The following is a 14,496-nucleotide window of genomic DNA, read 5'->3' as shown; positions in this document are numbered from 1 at the left end:
GCCCCGAAGGGAGCAACCAAGTGACTTCCCAGAACGCCCGGCTCGCCGCCGGCGGACGCATCGACCGCACTATCTCCTGGCGTTTCACCGTGGACGGTGAGGAGTTCACGGGCCATCCCGGCGACACTCTCGCCTCGGCCCTGATTGCCAACGGCCGGATCGCGGCCGGCAACTCGCTGTACGAGGAACGGCCCCGGGGCATCATGTCCGCCGGCGTGGAGGAATCCAATGCGATGGTCAAGGTCTCACCGCGTTTCCCCGGCGACGTTGCCGAGTCCATGCTGCCCGCCACTACCGTCACCCTGGTGGACGGCCTGAAGGCGGAACTGCTCAACGGCCTGGGCAAGCTGGACCCGGAGGAGGACCGCGCCGAGTACGACAAGAAGTATGTCCACACTGACGTCCTGGTGATCGGCGGCGGCCCCGCCGGCCTCGCCGCCGCCCGCGAGGCTGTCCGGACCGGCGCCCGCGTGATCCTCATGGATGACCAGCCCGAGCTGGGCGGATCCCTCCTGTCCGGCTCCACCGCCCCCGGGCTGGCCCAGACCATCGAAGGCAAGCCGGCCCTGGAATGGGTAGCGGACGTGGAAGCCGAACTCATTTCCGGCGCCGAAAGCACGGTCCTGAACCGCACCACGGCCTTCGGCGCCTACGACGCCAACTACGTGATCGCGGTCCAGAACCGCACCGACCACCTCTCCAGCCCGGCCGCCGCCGGCGTCTCCCGGCAGCGAATCTGGCACGTGCGTGCCAAGCAGGTGGTGCTGGCTCCAGGTGCCCACGAACGGCCCCTGGTCTTCGAGAACAACGACCGCCCCGGCATCATGCTCGCCTCAGCCGTCCGCAGCTACCTGAACCGCTACGCCGTCGCCGCCGGGCAGCGCGTGCTCATCAGCACCACCAACGACAGCGCCTACGCCCTCGCCGCGGACCTGCGCGCCGCCGGCGTCAAGGTCGCAGCAGTCGTCGATGCCCGCCCGCAGCTCACCGCCGTGGCATCTGCCGCCGTCGAAGCCGGCACCCGGGTGCTGATCGGCAGCGCCGTGGCCAACACCGCATCCGGCCGCGCCGACGGCCGGGTGGAGAGCGTCACCGTCCGCAGCATCAACGACGACGGCGAACTCACCTCCGGCGTCGAAGAGATCGCCTGCGACCTGCTGGCAGTCTCCGGTGGCTGGAGCCCGCTGGTCCACCTCCACTCCCAGCGCCAGGGCAAGCTGCGCTGGGACGATGAGCTCGCCGCCTTTGTGCCGAGCACCGTGGTCCCGAACCAGCAGAGCATCGGTTCCGGCCGCGGCAGCTTCGAACTCGAGGACTGCGTGGCCGAGGGCATCTCAGCCGGCGCCGCAGCTGCCATTGCTGCTGGCTTCGGCCCGGAAAATTCAGATGCAGCCACCGAGCCCCTTGTCCTTGGCGCACCGAAGGCCTCCGGCCTGACCCGCCAGCTCTGGCTTGTCCCGGGCCAGGATGGCGGCCCGGATGACTGGCACCACCACTTCGTAGACTTCCAACGCGACCAGTCCGTGGCAGACGTCCTGCGCTCCACCGGAGCCGGGATGCGCTCCGTGGAGCACATCAAGCGGTACACCTCCATCAGCACCGCGAACGACCAGGGCAAGACCTCCGGCGTCAACGCGATCGGCGTCATCGCCGCCGCGCTCCGGCAGGCAGGCGAAGCCTCCCGCGGCATCGGCGACATCGGCACCACCACCTACCGGGCACCGTTCACGCCCGTGGCCTTCGCGGCACTCGCCGGACGCCAACGTGGCGAACTCTTCGATCCCGCCCGCAAGACCTCCATCCACCCCTGGCACGAAGCCAAGGGTGCACTGTTCGAAGACGTCGGCCAGTGGAAGCGCCCCTGGTACTACCCGCAGGGCAGCGAAGACATGGACGCAGCCGTGCTGCGTGAGTGCGCCGCCGTCCGCGAATCCGTCGGCTTCATGGACGCCACCACCCTGGGCAAGATTGAAATCCGGGGCAAGGACGCCGGCGAGTTCCTCAACCGGATCTACACCAACGCGTTCAAGAAACTCGCACCGGGGTCTGCCCGTTACGGCGTGATGTGCATGGCGGACGGCATGATTTTCGACGACGGCGTGACGCTCCGCCTCGACGAGGACCGCTTCTTCATGACCACCACCACCGGCGGCGCCGCGAAGGTGCTGGACTGGCTGGAGGAATGGCTGCAGACCGAATGGCCCGAACTGGACGTGCACTGCACCTCGGTGACCGAACAGTGGAGCACCATCGCCGTCGTCGGGCCCAAATCCCGTGCGGTCCTCGCCAAGGTGGCGCCGGAGCTGGCCGCCAACGGCGGACTGGAAACCGAAGCCTTCCCGTTCATGACCTTCCGCGAAACCACCCTCGCCTCAGGCGTCCGCGCCCGGGTCTGCCGGATCTCCTTCTCCGGCGAACTGGCTTACGAGATCAACGTGCCTGCCTGGTACGGGCTGAACACCTGGGAAGCCGTGGCCGCGGCAGGGGCCGAATTCAACATCACCCCCTACGGCACCGAAACCATGCACGTGCTCCGCGCCGAAAAGGGCTACCCGATCGTCGGGCAGGACACCGACGGCACCGTCACCCCGCAGGACGCGGGGATGGAATGGGTGGTTTCCAAGGCCAAGGACTTCATCGGCAAGCGCTCCTACGCCCGGGCCGATGCCCAGCGCGAGGACCGCAAGCACCTGGTCAGCGTCCTGCCTGTTGACGGCACCTTCCGGCTGCCGGAAGGCACCCAGCTCGTGGAAAAGGGGATCACCACGAACCCCGCCTACGGCCCCGTCCCCATGCAGGGCTTCGTGACTTCGAGCTACCACAGCGCCGCACTGGGCCGATCGTTTGGACTGGCCCTGATCAAAAACGGCCGCAACCGCATCGGCGAGACCCTCGTGGCCGCCGCCGGCGACCAACTGGTTGACGTTGTTGTGGCAGAAACCGTACTTTTTGACCCCGAAGGGACCCGCAAAGATGGCTAACTCCGCAGCACCCAAAGCCTCCTCCGAGACGAACCTGTCACTCCGCACCAGCCCCGCTGCGCTGCTCAGGGCCGCATTTGAGACCGGCTCCGTCCTCGGGAGGGTGGAACTGAGCGAAATCACCTTCCTGACCATGCTGGGCCTGAGGGTGGACAGGAACACCGAAGCCGGGAAGCGGATCGCATCCGTCACCGGCGGGCTGCCCGCAGTGTGCGGCGCCGTCAGCGGCACCGGCGACACCACCGTGCTTTGGCTCGGACCCGAAGAATTCCTGGTGGTGGCACCCCAGGAAGCCCACGAGTCCCTCGGCGGCGACCTCATCCAGGCGCTGCGGGAAGCCCTCGCCGACGGCGAGGGCCAGATGGTGGACCTGTCCGCCAACCGCACCACCTTCGACCTCACGGGGCCCCGTGCCCGGGCGGTGCTGGAAAAGGGCTGCGCCCTGGACCTGCACCCCCGCAGCTTTACCCCGGGAACGGCAGTGTCCACCGAGGTGGGCAACATCCCCGTGATCCTGTGGAAGACCGGGGATGAGAGCTACCGGCTCTTCCCCCGCGCCTCATTCGCGGACTTCCTGGGCCGCTGGCTCCTCGATGCCATGCGCGAGTACGCCTCGCCCGAGGTCCCCTAAGTGGCCCTCAGTGTCCTGGACCTGTTCTCCGTAGGCATCGGGCCCTCGTCCTCACACACGGTCGGCCCGATGCGGGCGGCCAAACGGTTCGCCGACGGACTGAAGAGCGACGGGCTGCTGAGCGCCACCAGGCGTGTCCAGGCCGAACTGTTCGGCTCCCTCGGTGCCACCGGCCGGGGCCACGGCTCCGACAAAGCCGTGGTCCTGGGCTTCAAAGGACTGGACCCCGAAACCGTGGACACCGCCACGGCCGATGACCAGGTGGCCGCCGCAGCCCTAGACGCCGAACTCATGATCGGCGGGCACCACCGGGTTGACTTCAACTGGGACGAGGACGTGGTCCTGCACCGGCGCAAATCCCTCCCGGCCCACCCCAACGGCATGACCTTCCGCGCCCTCGACCACACCGGTGCCACCCTCAGCGAACGGAGCTTCTACTCCATCGGCGGCGGCTTCGTGGTGGACGGCGACGCCGATGCCGGCGACCGCGTCGTGGCCGACGCCACCGTCCTCCCGTACCCGTTCACGACCGCCGACGAACTCCTGGCGATCTGCAAGCGCGAGGGCATGTCCATCTCCGACGTCATGCTCGCCAACGAACTCACCTGGCGCAGCGAAGCGGAGCTTCGCGAAAAACTGCTGGCACTCTGGGCGGTCATGCGCGAATGCGTGGACAACGGCTGCGCCGCGGAAGGGATCCTTCCCGGCGGGCTGAACGTGAAGCGGCGCGCGCCGTCGTTATTCCAGACCCTCACCGCGGACACGGGCGTCACCGATCCGCTCCGGGCGATGGAATGGGTGAATCTGTTCGCCCTCGCCGTCAACGAGGAAAACGCCGCCGGCGGGCGCATCGTCACCGCACCCACCAACGGGGCGGCCGGCATCGTCCCCGCCGTCCTGCACTACTACATCAAGTTTGTTCCCGGAGCTGACGACGACGGTGTGATTCGCTTCCTGCTGGCCGCGGCCGCCGTCGGGATCCTGTTCAAGATCAACGCCTCCATCTCCGGCGCCGAAGTGGGCTGCCAGGGCGAAGTAGGTTCCGCGTGCTCCATGGCCGCCGCCGGCCTCTGCGAAGTCCTCGGCGGCACACCCGAACAGGTGGAAAACGCCGCCGAGGTGGGCATCGAGCACAACCTCGGCCTGACCTGCGACCCTGTCGGCGGCCTCGTGCAGATCCCCTGCATCGAACGGAACGCCATCGCCAGCGTCAAAGCCATCAACGCCGCCCGCCTTGCCCTGCACGGCGACGGCAGCCACAAAGTATCCCTCGACAAAGCCATCAAAACCATGAAAGAAACCGGCGCGGACATGAAAACCAAATACAAGGAAACCTCCCGCGGAGGACTCGCCGTCAACGTGATCGAGTGCTGAGCGTTATCCCACCAGCCAGGCAACGACCACCAATGCGCCCACACTCAGCACCGTGGTGCACAGGATGACGTCGCGGGCCACGGTCATGCCGCGGCCGTAGGGGGAGGCGAAGAGGAAGACGTTCTGGGCTGTGGGCAGCGCGGCCATGATTACGCTGGCGAGCAGATGCTGCCCTTCGAGCCCGAACACAAAGCGTCCAAGAACCCACACAATCAGCGGCATGCCGGCAATCTTGAGGAACGTGGCCACGAAGGTTTCGGTGCGGCCATCGCCCTTTTGCAGCGGAGCACGGCCCGCGAGGGACAGCCCGAAGGCCAGCAGGACCATGGGCACGGCCCCCGCGGCGAGCATGTCGATCGGTTTCTGCAGCAGGTCCGGAGCGTTCCAGCCCGTCAGCGCGACGACGACGCCCAGTGCTGAGGCGATGATCATGGGATTCGCGAACGGCGTGAGCAGCATTTTCTTCCACGAAAGCTTGGACCCGGAGGCCAGCCCCATCACGGTCAGGTAAAACGGCGCCATCACCAGGAGCTGGACCAGGAGCACGGGCGCCACGTGCTGCGCTGTCCCCACGGCGTACAGCGAGACGGGGATGCCGATGTTGTTGGCATTGGCGTAGCTGCTGGCCATGGCCCCAACGGCGGTCTCCGCCACCGGACGCCGGAAGAACAGGAAGCTCGCAAGGGCATAAAGGAGCCCCACTATCGCCGCAGAGAGCAGCGCCAGCGGGGCATCGGTTCCGAGGGCTGCGCGGATGTCGCTGCCGGCAACCACCGTGAACAGCAGGGCGGGATTGGTGACGTAGTAGGCAGTGCGGGTCAGCGCACCTTGGACTTCCGGCCCTAGGATCCGCAGCCGGGCGGCGAAATAGCCCACGGCAATGACGATGGAGACGATCAGGATTCCGGAGACAACGCCGCCCAAGAACTTGCCCTTCTATTTAAATGTTGGGTTTCCGCACGGCCGTCTCCTGTTGCGCGAAGAGGTCCGGCCCTGCGGAAGTGCTTGAAATGGTTCGACGCCGTAGCGGCGGTTAGCGAACCAGGCAGGGCCGCTTCGGATCGAAGGACCAGTTTGCATGCTGTCGTGGCCGGCTACCGGGACAACTTCGACGCGGGCGATGGTGGGCTGTGTGCTCATGCGCTGACCGCTGCATCTGCCGCAACAACGGTGCCGTCGATGCGGCGGTTGAGCTGCCAGGGGTTGGTGTCCTGCAGTGCTGCGGGCAGGAGTTCGTGGGGCAGGTTCTGGTAGGCGACGGGCCGCAGGAACCGGTTGATGGCGAGGGTGCCCACGGAGGTGGTGCGGGTGTCGGAAGTGGCGGGGAAGGGGCCGCCGTGGACCATGGCGTGGCCTACTTCGACGCCGGTGGGCCAGCCGTTGACGATGATGCGGCCCACTTTCTGTTCGAGTGCGGGGATCAGGGGCGCCGCCGTCGGGTAGTCCGCTTCGGTGAGCTGCAGGGAAGCGGTGAGCTGGCCTTCGAGCCGGCCGATGGCTTCGAGGAGTTCCTCGGTGGAGGAGTAGCGGATCACCAGCGACGCGGCGCCGAAGATTTCCTGGTGCAGCACGTGGTTGGTGACGAAGTCCCGGACCTGCGTACCGAAGATGGTGGGGGCGGGGGCGTTTTGGGTCGGCCCTGCGGTGCCCTGCCCGACGACGGTGACGCCGTCCGCGGAACCCAGTGCCTCGGCGCCGGCATTCCAGGATCCGGCAATGCCCTCGGTGAGCATCGTCTGTCCGGCGCAGGTCGAGATAGCGCGGCCGACGGCGGCGGCGAGTTTGTCCCCTGCCTCACCGGTGGGGGCGAACAGCAGTCCGGGGGAGGTGCAGAGCTGGCCTGAGCTCCCGGTGACGGCGGTGACGTAGGCGGCGGCGAGGGCGTCAATCTGTTCGGCGGAACCGCTGAGGGCGCCGGCGAACACAAACACCGGGTTCAGCGAGGACATCTCGGCGTAGACGGGGATGGGTTCGGGCCGGGCGGCGGCGGTGCGCATCAGCGCGATGCCGGCGGCCTGCGAGCCCGTGAAGCCGACGGCCTTGATCGCGGGGTCGGCGACGAGGGCCTGGCCGATGCTGGCGCCTGGGCCGTAGATCAGGGAGAAGACGCCCGGATGCAGGCCGGCATCAGCAACGGCTTTGACGATGGCCTGGCCCACGAGTTCGCTGGTGCCGGGGTGGGCGTTGTGTGCCTTGAACACCACAGGGCAGCCGGCGGCGAGGGCGGATGCGGTGTCTCCACCGGCGGTCGAGAAGGCGAGCGGGAAGTTGCTGGCACCGAACACGGCCACCGGGCCGAGCGAGATCTGGCGCTGGCGGATGTCGGCACGGGGGAGCGGGGCGCGTTCCGGCAGGGCCGGGTCGATGCGCACGCCGCGGAAGTCGCCCTGCCGGACAACGGAGGCGAAGAGGCGGAGCTGGCTGGTGGTGCGGGCGCGTTCACCGGTGAGGCGGGCGGCGGGGAGTCCTGTTTCCTGGCCGGCCCGGGTGATCAGGTCATCGCCGATGGCCTCGATGTTGTCGGCGATGGCTTCAAGGAAGCCGGCGTGCGTCTCGGGATCCAGGGTGCTGAAGGAGGGGTAGGCGTCCGCGGCGGCGGAGGTCGCCGTCGTCAGCTGTTCCTCGGTGATCAGCGAATACGCGGGGTGGAGCTGTTCGTTGGTGGCGGGGTTGAAGCCGAAGGCTGTTTTGCCGCCGCCGGCGACGGGCTGTCCGGCGATCAGGGAATGTCCGGTGAGTGTCATAGTGCTGGCTCCTTAGGAGAGGCGTTGATCAGGAGACGGTGGCGATGAGCGCCTTGAGGTCTGCGAGGTCCTTTGGTGCCAGGTTCTGCAGCGGCGGGCGGACACCGCCTGCGGAGCGGCCGATTGCGTCCAGGCCGCCCTTGACGATGGACACGGAGTAGCCCTTCACGCGGTCGCGGATGTCCAGGTAGGGGATCACGAACTCGTTGAGCTTCTTGTTGACGGCGACGCGGTCGTTGTTGCGGACGTCCTGATAGAAGTCCAGGGCGAACTGCGGGACGAAGTTGTACATGGCGCTGGAGTAGGTGCTCATGCCCAGCTGCAGCAGCGGGAGGGCAAACGTTTCGGCTGTGGGCAGGCCGCCCAGGTAGAACAGGCGGTCGCCGAGTTTGGCGTAGACGCGGGCGTCGTGCTCGAGGTCGCCCACGCCGTCCTTGAAGCCGATGAGGTTTTCGTGGCGGTCCGCGAGGGTGGCCACCGTGGTGTCTTTGTAGATGGCGTTGGCGCGGTTGTAGATGATGACGCCCAGCGAGGTGGAGCTGCAGATGGCGCTGACGTGGTCGATCAGGCCCTCCTGGTCAGCCTCGGTGAGGTAGGGCGGGAGCAGCAGGAGGCCGTCGGCGCCGGCGGCTTCGGCTGCCTGGGCGTTCTCGATGGCCTGGGCCGTGGAGCCGCCCGCAGAGGCGAGCACCGGGACGATGCTGCCGACTTCATCGACGGCGGCGCGGACCACGCGCTCGGATTCTGCAGGGGTAAGGGAGAAACCCTCGCCGGTGCCGCCCGCTGCGAACAGGCCGGCTACCGGAAAGCTGGCCTGCCAGGCGAGGTGCTTGCGGTAGTTTTCCTCATCGAACTGCAGCTGGGCATCGAATGACGTCACCGGGAAAGACAGCAGGCCTTCCTTGAGGGTGTCTGCCAGTTCCTGCGGAGTATATTTTGCCACGAAGTTGTCCTCTGTCTGAATGCCGCCAGGTGAATGCCGCAGCGGCCGGATGCCGATTCCTGTCCAGAGTAGGCAGGCCGCTTGATGCCTGTCTAAGTGTTTTTGTGTATGTGTTGATACCGAAAGGGTATTGAACTGAACTGCCGACGGCGGTCCGCTTACTCAGTGCGGAACTCCAGGTCCTGCAACAAGCGCTTCAAGGCGGGGTTGGCCACCTTCCGGTTCCAGATGGCGTGCAGCTCAACCGGTTCGTCGCTGCCGCTGCCGGCCAGGGGCAGGAATTCGACGCCCTTGATCGCCAGGAGCGTGGCTGAATGCGGGACAAAGGCTACGCCTCGCTTGGCAGCGACCAGGGAGACCATGGTGAGGATCTGGCTCACGGTATGCAGGACGTTCCCGTGTTGGATGGAGTGCTTACGGATGACCAGATCGTAGAAGTAGGCGGCTTTGCTGGGCGAATGCATGATGAGCGCTTCGTCCCGGAAGTCTTCGTCCTCTACGGGGCGGGACAGCTCGGCCAAACGGTGGCCCGTGGGCACGGCCAGCACCATTGACTCCCGGTACAGCAGATGCGAATCGAAGACGTCGCGGTCGAAGGGTGGCCGGGCCAGGCCCAGATCCAGCTCGCCCGTCAGCAGGCCCTGGATCTGTTCCCCGGTCACAAGCTCCTGCAGGTCGATGTCCACCTCGGGAAGAATGGATGCGATCTCTTCCAGGAGGGGGCCCAGGATGCTGAACCCGCTGGCGGCGGTGAAGCCCACCCGCAGCACCCCGGAACGGCCGGTGGCGATCCGGCGGGCGGTCACCGGTGCGCGGTTGGCCAGAGCCATGAGCCGCTTCGCTTCGTCCAGGAACGCGCTCCCGGCTGGCGTGAGCTGCACTTTGCGGTTGTCGCGTTCCAGCAGTTCCGTGCCGATGCTCTTTTCCAGCTTCTGGATCTGGCGGCTGAGGGGCGGCTGGGTCATATTCAGCTTTTCGGCTGCCCGTCCGAAGTGGAGTTCCTCTGCCACGGCAATGAATCCGGCCAGTTGGTCAAACGTAAACATGATGCCTTCCGGGTATCACCTGATGCTTAGTAGGGGTTAGACATGCATCATAATGCCTCCCTATAGTCGTTGGGCGAGCCAGAAGTGATTCGGTTCACAGCGAAGACCGGGCCTCGCCCCGAATCTCAACGAGGAGTTCCAATGGGGTCTTCGTCCTGGTAGCCGTGCTGCCGGTTATCCGCGATGCCGCAGCCAAGCGCAAGGCCTCCGTCCAGGCCGGCCCGTCAACCTCAGAAATCAAGGAGAAGGTATGAGCATCGTTGTCGGATTCGTCCCAACACCCGCAGGGGAAGCCGCTCTGACGGCAGGCATCGCGGAAGCCAAGCTCCGCAACGAGGACCTGGTGATCGTCAACTCCGCAAGGGAAGGCGCGCTGGTGGATAAGCCAGTGGCACCCGACGACGTCCTCGCACAGGCAGCCCAGCGGGCCGCCAAAGCCGGTGTGAAGGCCACCGTTATCCAGCCGCCGTACCTGAATGATCTTGCTGACGAGTTCCTGGAATTCGCCCGGGAGGCCGATGCGTCGCTGATTGTCATCGGCCTGCGCCACCGCACGCAGGTGGGCAAATTCATCCTGGGCAGCCACGCGCAACGGATCCTGATGCAGGCGGACCGGCCGGTGCTGGCGGTCAAGGCGGCGGCCCACTCATAGGCCGGCGCGCTCACCGTCACTAGAAAAGAAGCATGCTTACCAATAGGCTGGACGCGGGAACTTTCCCTTCGATCAGAACGAGGTGAGCATGACGGACACTGAGAACATCAGCAAAGTTACGGGCATCATCAACGATTCCCACATCGGGATGATGACCACCATCAACGAAGAAGGCGCCCTGGTCAGCCGTCCCCTCGCCGTCCAGGACGTGGAGGAGGACGGTGACCTGTGGTTCTTCACGAGCGTTGGTACCTCGCAGGTAGCTCACGTTCAGGCCAACCCGCGGGTGAATGTTTCCTTCGGCAAACGCACCGAGTGGGTATCGGTGGCCGGCACCGCCGAGGTGGTCACCGACCGCGCCAAGATCCACGAAATGTGGAACCAGACTGTTGAAGCCTGGTTCCCGGACGGGCCGGACACTCCCGAGGTGTGCCTGCTTCGCGTCGACTCGGACTCCGCGGAATACTGGACCAGCCCCGGCGGGACCGCGGCCACGGTCTTCCAGTGGGTGAAGTCCAAGGTGACGCACAGCCGGATGAGTGTGGGCGAAAGCGGCACGGTAGAGCTTTAGGAATTCGAGCTGTAGGGGACGGGCCGGCCGCGTAAGCGGTCGGCCCGTCCTCTCGTTAAAGCGTCGGTTGCTTCCAGCAGCTACTGCCGGGCAGCAAGTGCGGCGAGGACGGCCGGCAGCAGCACATCGTTCCGGCCCCAGACCGGATCCAGGATTTCCACGTACCAGGAGTCGGCGAGCAGGAGCGCCAGCGTTTCGTTGGTTTCGGCCGCCCAGTCCCGGATCTGCTCTTCCTCCACCGGAGTCTCACTGGAGCCGAGGACGGTCACTACCTCGTCGCCGTCGAGCGTTACCGGGATGGCTGCGCTGCTGGCCTCCCCAGGGGCATGGGCCACCGTCACCAGCTCAGTCCGGGTGGAAAGGGCCAGGAGTTCCACGGCCGCTTCCGCACTGCAGAAGCCGGTCACGTACTGCCGCTGGGCGGAGTTTTCGGTCCGCAGGCCGGGCTGGGATTCCTTGGTGAACAGCCCGCTCCTGTTCAGGGCGGACAGCTCCACCGCGATGGGTTCTGTTTCGGCGTCGTAGCGGACGGTAAAGGTGGCGGCCTGGTACTCGCTCTTGCCCTCCAGCCAGCGCGCCGTCAGTTCCCCGGCGGCTTCAAGGGTGATGGCCTGCCGCCAGGCCCCCTTGTCCTCCAGACGCCTGCCGAACTGGTCACGGATTTCCGCTTCTGTGGGTTCCATCCTCGGATGCTACGGTGCCCCGCCGCCGGACTCCAGCGGGGGCGACACGGCAGTTAATGTCCGCCGGCGGTAATTCCGGCCGGGATCCCGGCAGCCCGTTCCGCTGCGGCGAGGGCAACACCAAAGCGGACGACGGCGGGAGCGTACCCTTCGTGCGGCACCGTCCGCAGCTGCTCTGCCTCCCTCATGGCCCGGATCAGGGCGGAGGTTTCGGGCCTCCGGACGTCCGTCATGGCGGGATAGTCGATGCAGCTGGCAGGGTCCAGTTCGTAGCGGCTCCACCGGGTCAGGAGCGCGTCATGTTCAGCCTGCGCCGCGGTGTGAACGGGCCGGTCCTGCCGCTGCTTCCGGCGGCGTTCCTGCCAGGCGAGGATCTGTGGACTGCCCCGATAGGCGGCGACGCCCGCCCCAGTTCCCAGAACGGCGAGAACGGCGCCGGACCAGGGTGATGCGAGCGTGGGAATGAAGATTGCCGGAAGTGCCACAGCCGATCCCATAAAGACGTCCCAGAACACGGGGTCCGGGGCGTGGACGGCAGGGTCCGGCGTCGAATGCCGGCGGACAGCCAGGACGGTGGCGGCCACCGCGCACACCAGCACTGCACCCCAGAAACCCAGTTGCAACGCTCCAAACAGGACGGATTCTGCGAATGCCGGCACTGCGGCACCTCCCCGCGTCAGGCCCGGCCCAGGATTCCGGGTTGCTCCTTCCATTGCAGCCCCTCCAGGCGCCGGGGTCAATGGTGGGACCTCTCGCATCACCGGGGCCTCCGGGATTTAGGTTCCGGCGCCGGGTGCTTGCCGGGTAGCTTGGGACCATGAGACTGAAAATGTGCAGCATCCATGTCCAGGATCCGGCCGCGGCCCACACGTTCTACACCGGGACCCTCGGGTTCGAGACTCTGATGGCGATGCCCGAGTACAACCTCTTCATCATCAAGGATCCCGGCGCCGATGCCGGGTCTGTGGGGCTGCTGCTGGAGCCCAGCGACAACCCGATCGGTGCGAACTACATGAACGCACTGCACGACGCCGGGATCGCGGCCATCACGTTCGGGGTCCCGGATGTGCAGGCCGAGTACCGCCGGTTGGTGGCTGCCGGCGTGACGTTCCAGGGCGAACCGTCAGAGGACCCGTCCGGGGTCAGCGCCGTCTTCGACGACGGCTGCGGCAACTTCGTGCAGCTGCACCAGGACTGACGCTTCCCCGGGCCGACTTCCGAAACTGACGTTCTCCGGAGACAACAGAGGCCTGTCCGCGGATCCGAACTGTCAAGGGTTCGGATCCGCGGACAAGCCTATGAAATGCGGAGGCTACTCGGCCTGGGCGCGGGCCTTCTTGGCGTCCTTCTTGGCTGCGTCGTCCTTGACCCGCTGGGCTTCGGTGCGGACGGCGGCGTGGGTGGAGCGCTCGGTGACCAGCCATGCCGGGGGAGCCTGCAGCAGCGCGGTGATTTCCGCCGTCGTCAGCGCTTCCTCAACACCGCCGCGGGCCAGGCCGCTGATGGAGACGTTCAGCTTCTGGGCCACCACCGGGCGGGGGTGCGGGCCGTTGCGGCGGAGCTCCGCGAGCCACTCCGGCGGGTTGGCCTGGAGTTCGGCGAAATCGGCGCGGCTGATGGTTGAATCCTGGAACTCCTGCGGTGTTGCCGGCAGGTAGATGCCAAGCTTCTTGGCAACGGTGGCCGGCTTCATGGACTGGGAGTTTGCAGAGGTCATAGTTCAAGGGTATCTGGCTGCCCGCCTGAAAGGCACCAGTGCTGCACCAGTCCCACACCAACCCCGCACCTGTTCCGGCATCGCGGGGCCGCGCGGGCGGTACTGTGAAGACGTGCCCGCAGACAATGAATCCCGCCAGAACCCCAGTCCCGACGAATCGCCGGAGCAGGAGGCCCCTCGCGTGCTCCGCTTCGCCTACGTGGCCGGCGTGACCCCGGGCAAGTGGATCCGCCGCTGGGAAGAGCGCGTGCTGGACATCCCGCTGGAGTCGTTTATGTCCGACGACGGCGCCCAGCTTTCCGTATTAGGTGACGGTTCTGCGGACCTCAGCTTTGTCCGACTTCCGGTGGAGCGCGAGGGCCTCAACGTGATCCCCCTGTATGAGGAGCAGCCCGTAGTGGTGGCTCCCAAGGGGCACGAGATCTCGGTGTTTGAGGAAGTGGCCCTGGCCGACCTCGCGGCAGAGACCTTCCTGGACGTCGCCGAAATGGGTGGCCCGGAAGCGGCCATGCAGGTGGTGGCGTCCGGCGCGGGCCTGGTGATCCTGCCCATGTCCGTGGCCCGGCATTTCAACGTCAAGGACACCGTGGCCCGCCGGCTGACGGGGGCCCCGAACACGGAGATCGCGCTGGCCTGGCCCAGCGATTCCACGGACGACATCATTGAGGAGTTCATCGGGATTGTCCGCGGCCGCACCGCGGCGAGCTCCCGGCAGCCCTCGGCCCAGCAGGAAAAGCCCAAGAAGGAACCGAAGCCGGACCGGCGCGGCCCCGCGGTCAAGAAGCCGAAGGTGGCCCAGCGGTACGCCCCGAATCCGGACAAGGGCCGCGGCAAGGGCTCACGCAAGAAGGGCAAGCGCTAGTTCTAACCGCTCCGGGCCTTGGACTGCGTGCGGGAATGGTGCAGGGTTCTGGGCTGCTCTTGTTCAGGACTGCCCTGGTTCGGGGGATGCATGTAGCGCCGCGTTGTACTAGTGGCGTGCAGGCTGGTTTGGGGAAGCCGACAGCCACGTCTGGCAGGCAGGAGCTCGGTGCGGTTGACACTACTGCGGTTCGTGGCAACGCGAAGGAAGGGTCTGAGAGATCCGCGCTGACCCGCCATTCGGCCCTCCACCCAATGTGTCAGCTTGGAATCTAAGGCTTTCAGAAAGGTGT

The 14,496-nt window shown here is 66.5% G+C and carries 14 protein-coding genes; 7 read left to right on the top strand and 7 right to left on the bottom strand.

Annotated elements, in window-relative coordinates; translation table 11 throughout:
• The first annotated feature begins 20 nt into the window (after window positions 1-20).
• Genes ACZY0Q_RS17150 through ACZY0Q_RS17140 form a run of 3 tightly spaced genes read left to right on the top strand, consistent with a single transcriptional unit; the run spans window position 21 to window position 4,986 of the window.
• Window positions 21-2,981 carry a sarcosine oxidase subunit alpha family protein gene (locus tag ACZY0Q_RS17150; RefSeq protein WP_463918646.1) on the top strand — a complete coding sequence of 987 codons (2,961 nt, stop codon included), beginning with the start codon at window positions 21-23 and terminating at the stop codon, window positions 2,979-2,981.
• On the top strand, window positions 2,974-3,612 hold the full coding sequence (locus ACZY0Q_RS17145) for a sarcosine oxidase subunit gamma (protein WP_463918645.1): 639 nt from the start codon (window positions 2,974-2,976) through the stop codon (window positions 3,610-3,612). Before ACZY0Q_RS17150 ends, ACZY0Q_RS17145 begins: the two co-directional genes overlap by 8 nt.
• Window positions 3,613-4,986, top strand: a complete 1,374-nt coding sequence (locus ACZY0Q_RS17140) for an L-serine ammonia-lyase (RefSeq protein ID WP_463918644.1) — start codon at window positions 3,613-3,615, stop codon at window positions 4,984-4,986.
• A gap of 3 nt (window positions 4,987-4,989) precedes the next feature.
• On the opposite strand, the gene ACZY0Q_RS17135 is transcribed toward ACZY0Q_RS17140, so the two are convergent.
• The 4 genes from ACZY0Q_RS17135 to ACZY0Q_RS17120 form a co-directional block, all read right to left on the bottom strand.
• Window positions 4,990-5,910, bottom strand: a complete 921-nt coding sequence (locus tag ACZY0Q_RS17135; protein ID WP_463918643.1) for an AEC family transporter — start codon at window positions 5,908-5,910, stop codon at window positions 4,990-4,992.
• Between the two features lie 212 nt (window positions 5,911-6,122).
• Window positions 6,123-7,730, bottom strand: a complete 1,608-nt coding sequence (locus tag ACZY0Q_RS17130; RefSeq protein WP_463918642.1) for an aldehyde dehydrogenase (NADP(+)) — start codon at window positions 7,728-7,730, stop codon at window positions 6,123-6,125.
• Between the two features lie 28 nt (window positions 7,731-7,758).
• Window positions 7,759-8,673 (bottom strand): 5-dehydro-4-deoxyglucarate dehydratase, encoded by a 915-nt coding sequence (gene kdgD, locus ACZY0Q_RS17125; RefSeq protein ID WP_463918641.1) that lies wholly within the window; start codon window positions 8,671-8,673, stop codon window positions 7,759-7,761.
• Between the two features lie 158 nt (window positions 8,674-8,831).
• Window positions 8,832-9,719: a LysR family transcriptional regulator gene (locus tag ACZY0Q_RS17120; RefSeq protein ID WP_463918640.1), complete on the bottom strand. Its 888-nt coding sequence runs from the start codon at window positions 9,717-9,719 to the stop codon at window positions 8,832-8,834.
• 250 nt (window positions 9,720-9,969) lie between these two features.
• On the opposite strand from ACZY0Q_RS17120, the gene ACZY0Q_RS17115 reads away from it, so the two are divergent.
• Window positions 9,970-10,371, top strand: a complete 402-nt coding sequence (locus ACZY0Q_RS17115; protein WP_463918639.1) for a universal stress protein — start codon at window positions 9,970-9,972, stop codon at window positions 10,369-10,371.
• A gap of 88 nt (window positions 10,372-10,459) precedes the next feature.
• Window positions 10,460-10,942, top strand: a complete 483-nt coding sequence (locus tag ACZY0Q_RS17110) for a pyridoxamine 5'-phosphate oxidase family protein (RefSeq protein ID WP_463918638.1) — start codon at window positions 10,460-10,462, stop codon at window positions 10,940-10,942.
• Between the two features lie 80 nt (window positions 10,943-11,022).
• Here the strand turns inward: ACZY0Q_RS17110 and ACZY0Q_RS17105 are convergent, their stop codons facing one another.
• Complete coding sequence (locus ACZY0Q_RS17105) at window positions 11,023-11,625, bottom strand: DUF6919 domain-containing protein (RefSeq protein ID WP_463918637.1); 603 nt, start codon at window positions 11,623-11,625, stop codon at window positions 11,023-11,025.
• Window positions 11,626-11,678: 53 nt separating this feature from the next.
• Entirely contained in the window at window positions 11,679-12,284 is a 606-nt protein-coding gene (locus ACZY0Q_RS17100; RefSeq protein ID WP_463918636.1) for a hypothetical protein, read from the bottom strand.
• A gap of 158 nt (window positions 12,285-12,442) precedes the next feature.
• Here ACZY0Q_RS17100 and ACZY0Q_RS17095 point away from each other — a divergent pair, with 158 nt between their 5' ends.
• On the top strand, window positions 12,443-12,823 hold the full coding sequence (locus ACZY0Q_RS17095; protein WP_463918635.1) for a VOC family protein: 381 nt from the start codon (window positions 12,443-12,445) through the stop codon (window positions 12,821-12,823).
• A gap of 114 nt (window positions 12,824-12,937) precedes the next feature.
• Here the strand turns inward: ACZY0Q_RS17095 and ACZY0Q_RS17090 are convergent, their stop codons facing one another.
• A complete protein-coding gene (locus tag ACZY0Q_RS17090) occupies window positions 12,938-13,342 on the bottom strand; it encodes a DUF5997 family protein (protein WP_463918634.1) in 405 nt (134 codons plus the stop codon).
• Here ACZY0Q_RS17090 and ACZY0Q_RS17085 point away from each other — a divergent pair.
• Window positions 13,305-14,204, top strand: a complete 900-nt coding sequence (locus tag ACZY0Q_RS17085) for a LysR substrate-binding domain-containing protein (protein ID WP_463918633.1) — start codon at window positions 13,305-13,307, stop codon at window positions 14,202-14,204. The genes ACZY0Q_RS17090 and ACZY0Q_RS17085 overlap by 38 nt on opposite strands.
• The last annotated feature ends 292 nt before the right edge of the window (window positions 14,205-14,496 follow it).

The organism is Pseudarthrobacter lactosi (assembly GCF_055412785.1).
The sequence above is the reverse complement of the archived record's forward strand: the minus strand, read 5'-3'. Positions and strand labels throughout refer to the sequence as shown.

What these genes read in the sequence shown, in the direction of transcription:
- ACZY0Q_RS17145 (WP_463918645.1), top strand. Translation starts at nt 2,974, where the DNA reads ATGGCTAACTCCGCAGCACCCAAAGCCTCCTCCGAGACGAACCTGTCA.
- ACZY0Q_RS17130 (WP_463918642.1), bottom strand. Translation starts at nt 7,730, where the DNA reads ATGACACTCACCGGACATTCCCTGATCGCCGGACAGCCCGTCGCCGGC.
- ACZY0Q_RS17120 (WP_463918640.1), bottom strand. Translation starts at nt 9,719, where the DNA reads ATGTTTACGTTTGACCAACTGGCCGGATTCATTGCCGTGGCAGAGGAA.
- ACZY0Q_RS17115 (WP_463918639.1), top strand. Translation starts at nt 9,970, where the DNA reads ATGAGCATCGTTGTCGGATTCGTCCCAACACCCGCAGGGGAAGCCGCT.
- ACZY0Q_RS17110 (WP_463918638.1), top strand. Translation starts at nt 10,460, where the DNA reads ATGACGGACACTGAGAACATCAGCAAAGTTACGGGCATCATCAACGAT.
- ACZY0Q_RS17105 (WP_463918637.1), bottom strand. Translation starts at nt 11,625, where the DNA reads ATGGAACCCACAGAAGCGGAAATCCGTGACCAGTTCGGCAGGCGTCTG.
- ACZY0Q_RS17095 (WP_463918635.1), top strand. Translation starts at nt 12,443, where the DNA reads ATGAGACTGAAAATGTGCAGCATCCATGTCCAGGATCCGGCCGCGGCC.
- ACZY0Q_RS17090 (WP_463918634.1), bottom strand. Translation starts at nt 13,342, where the DNA reads ATGACCTCTGCAAACTCCCAGTCCATGAAGCCGGCCACCGTTGCCAAG.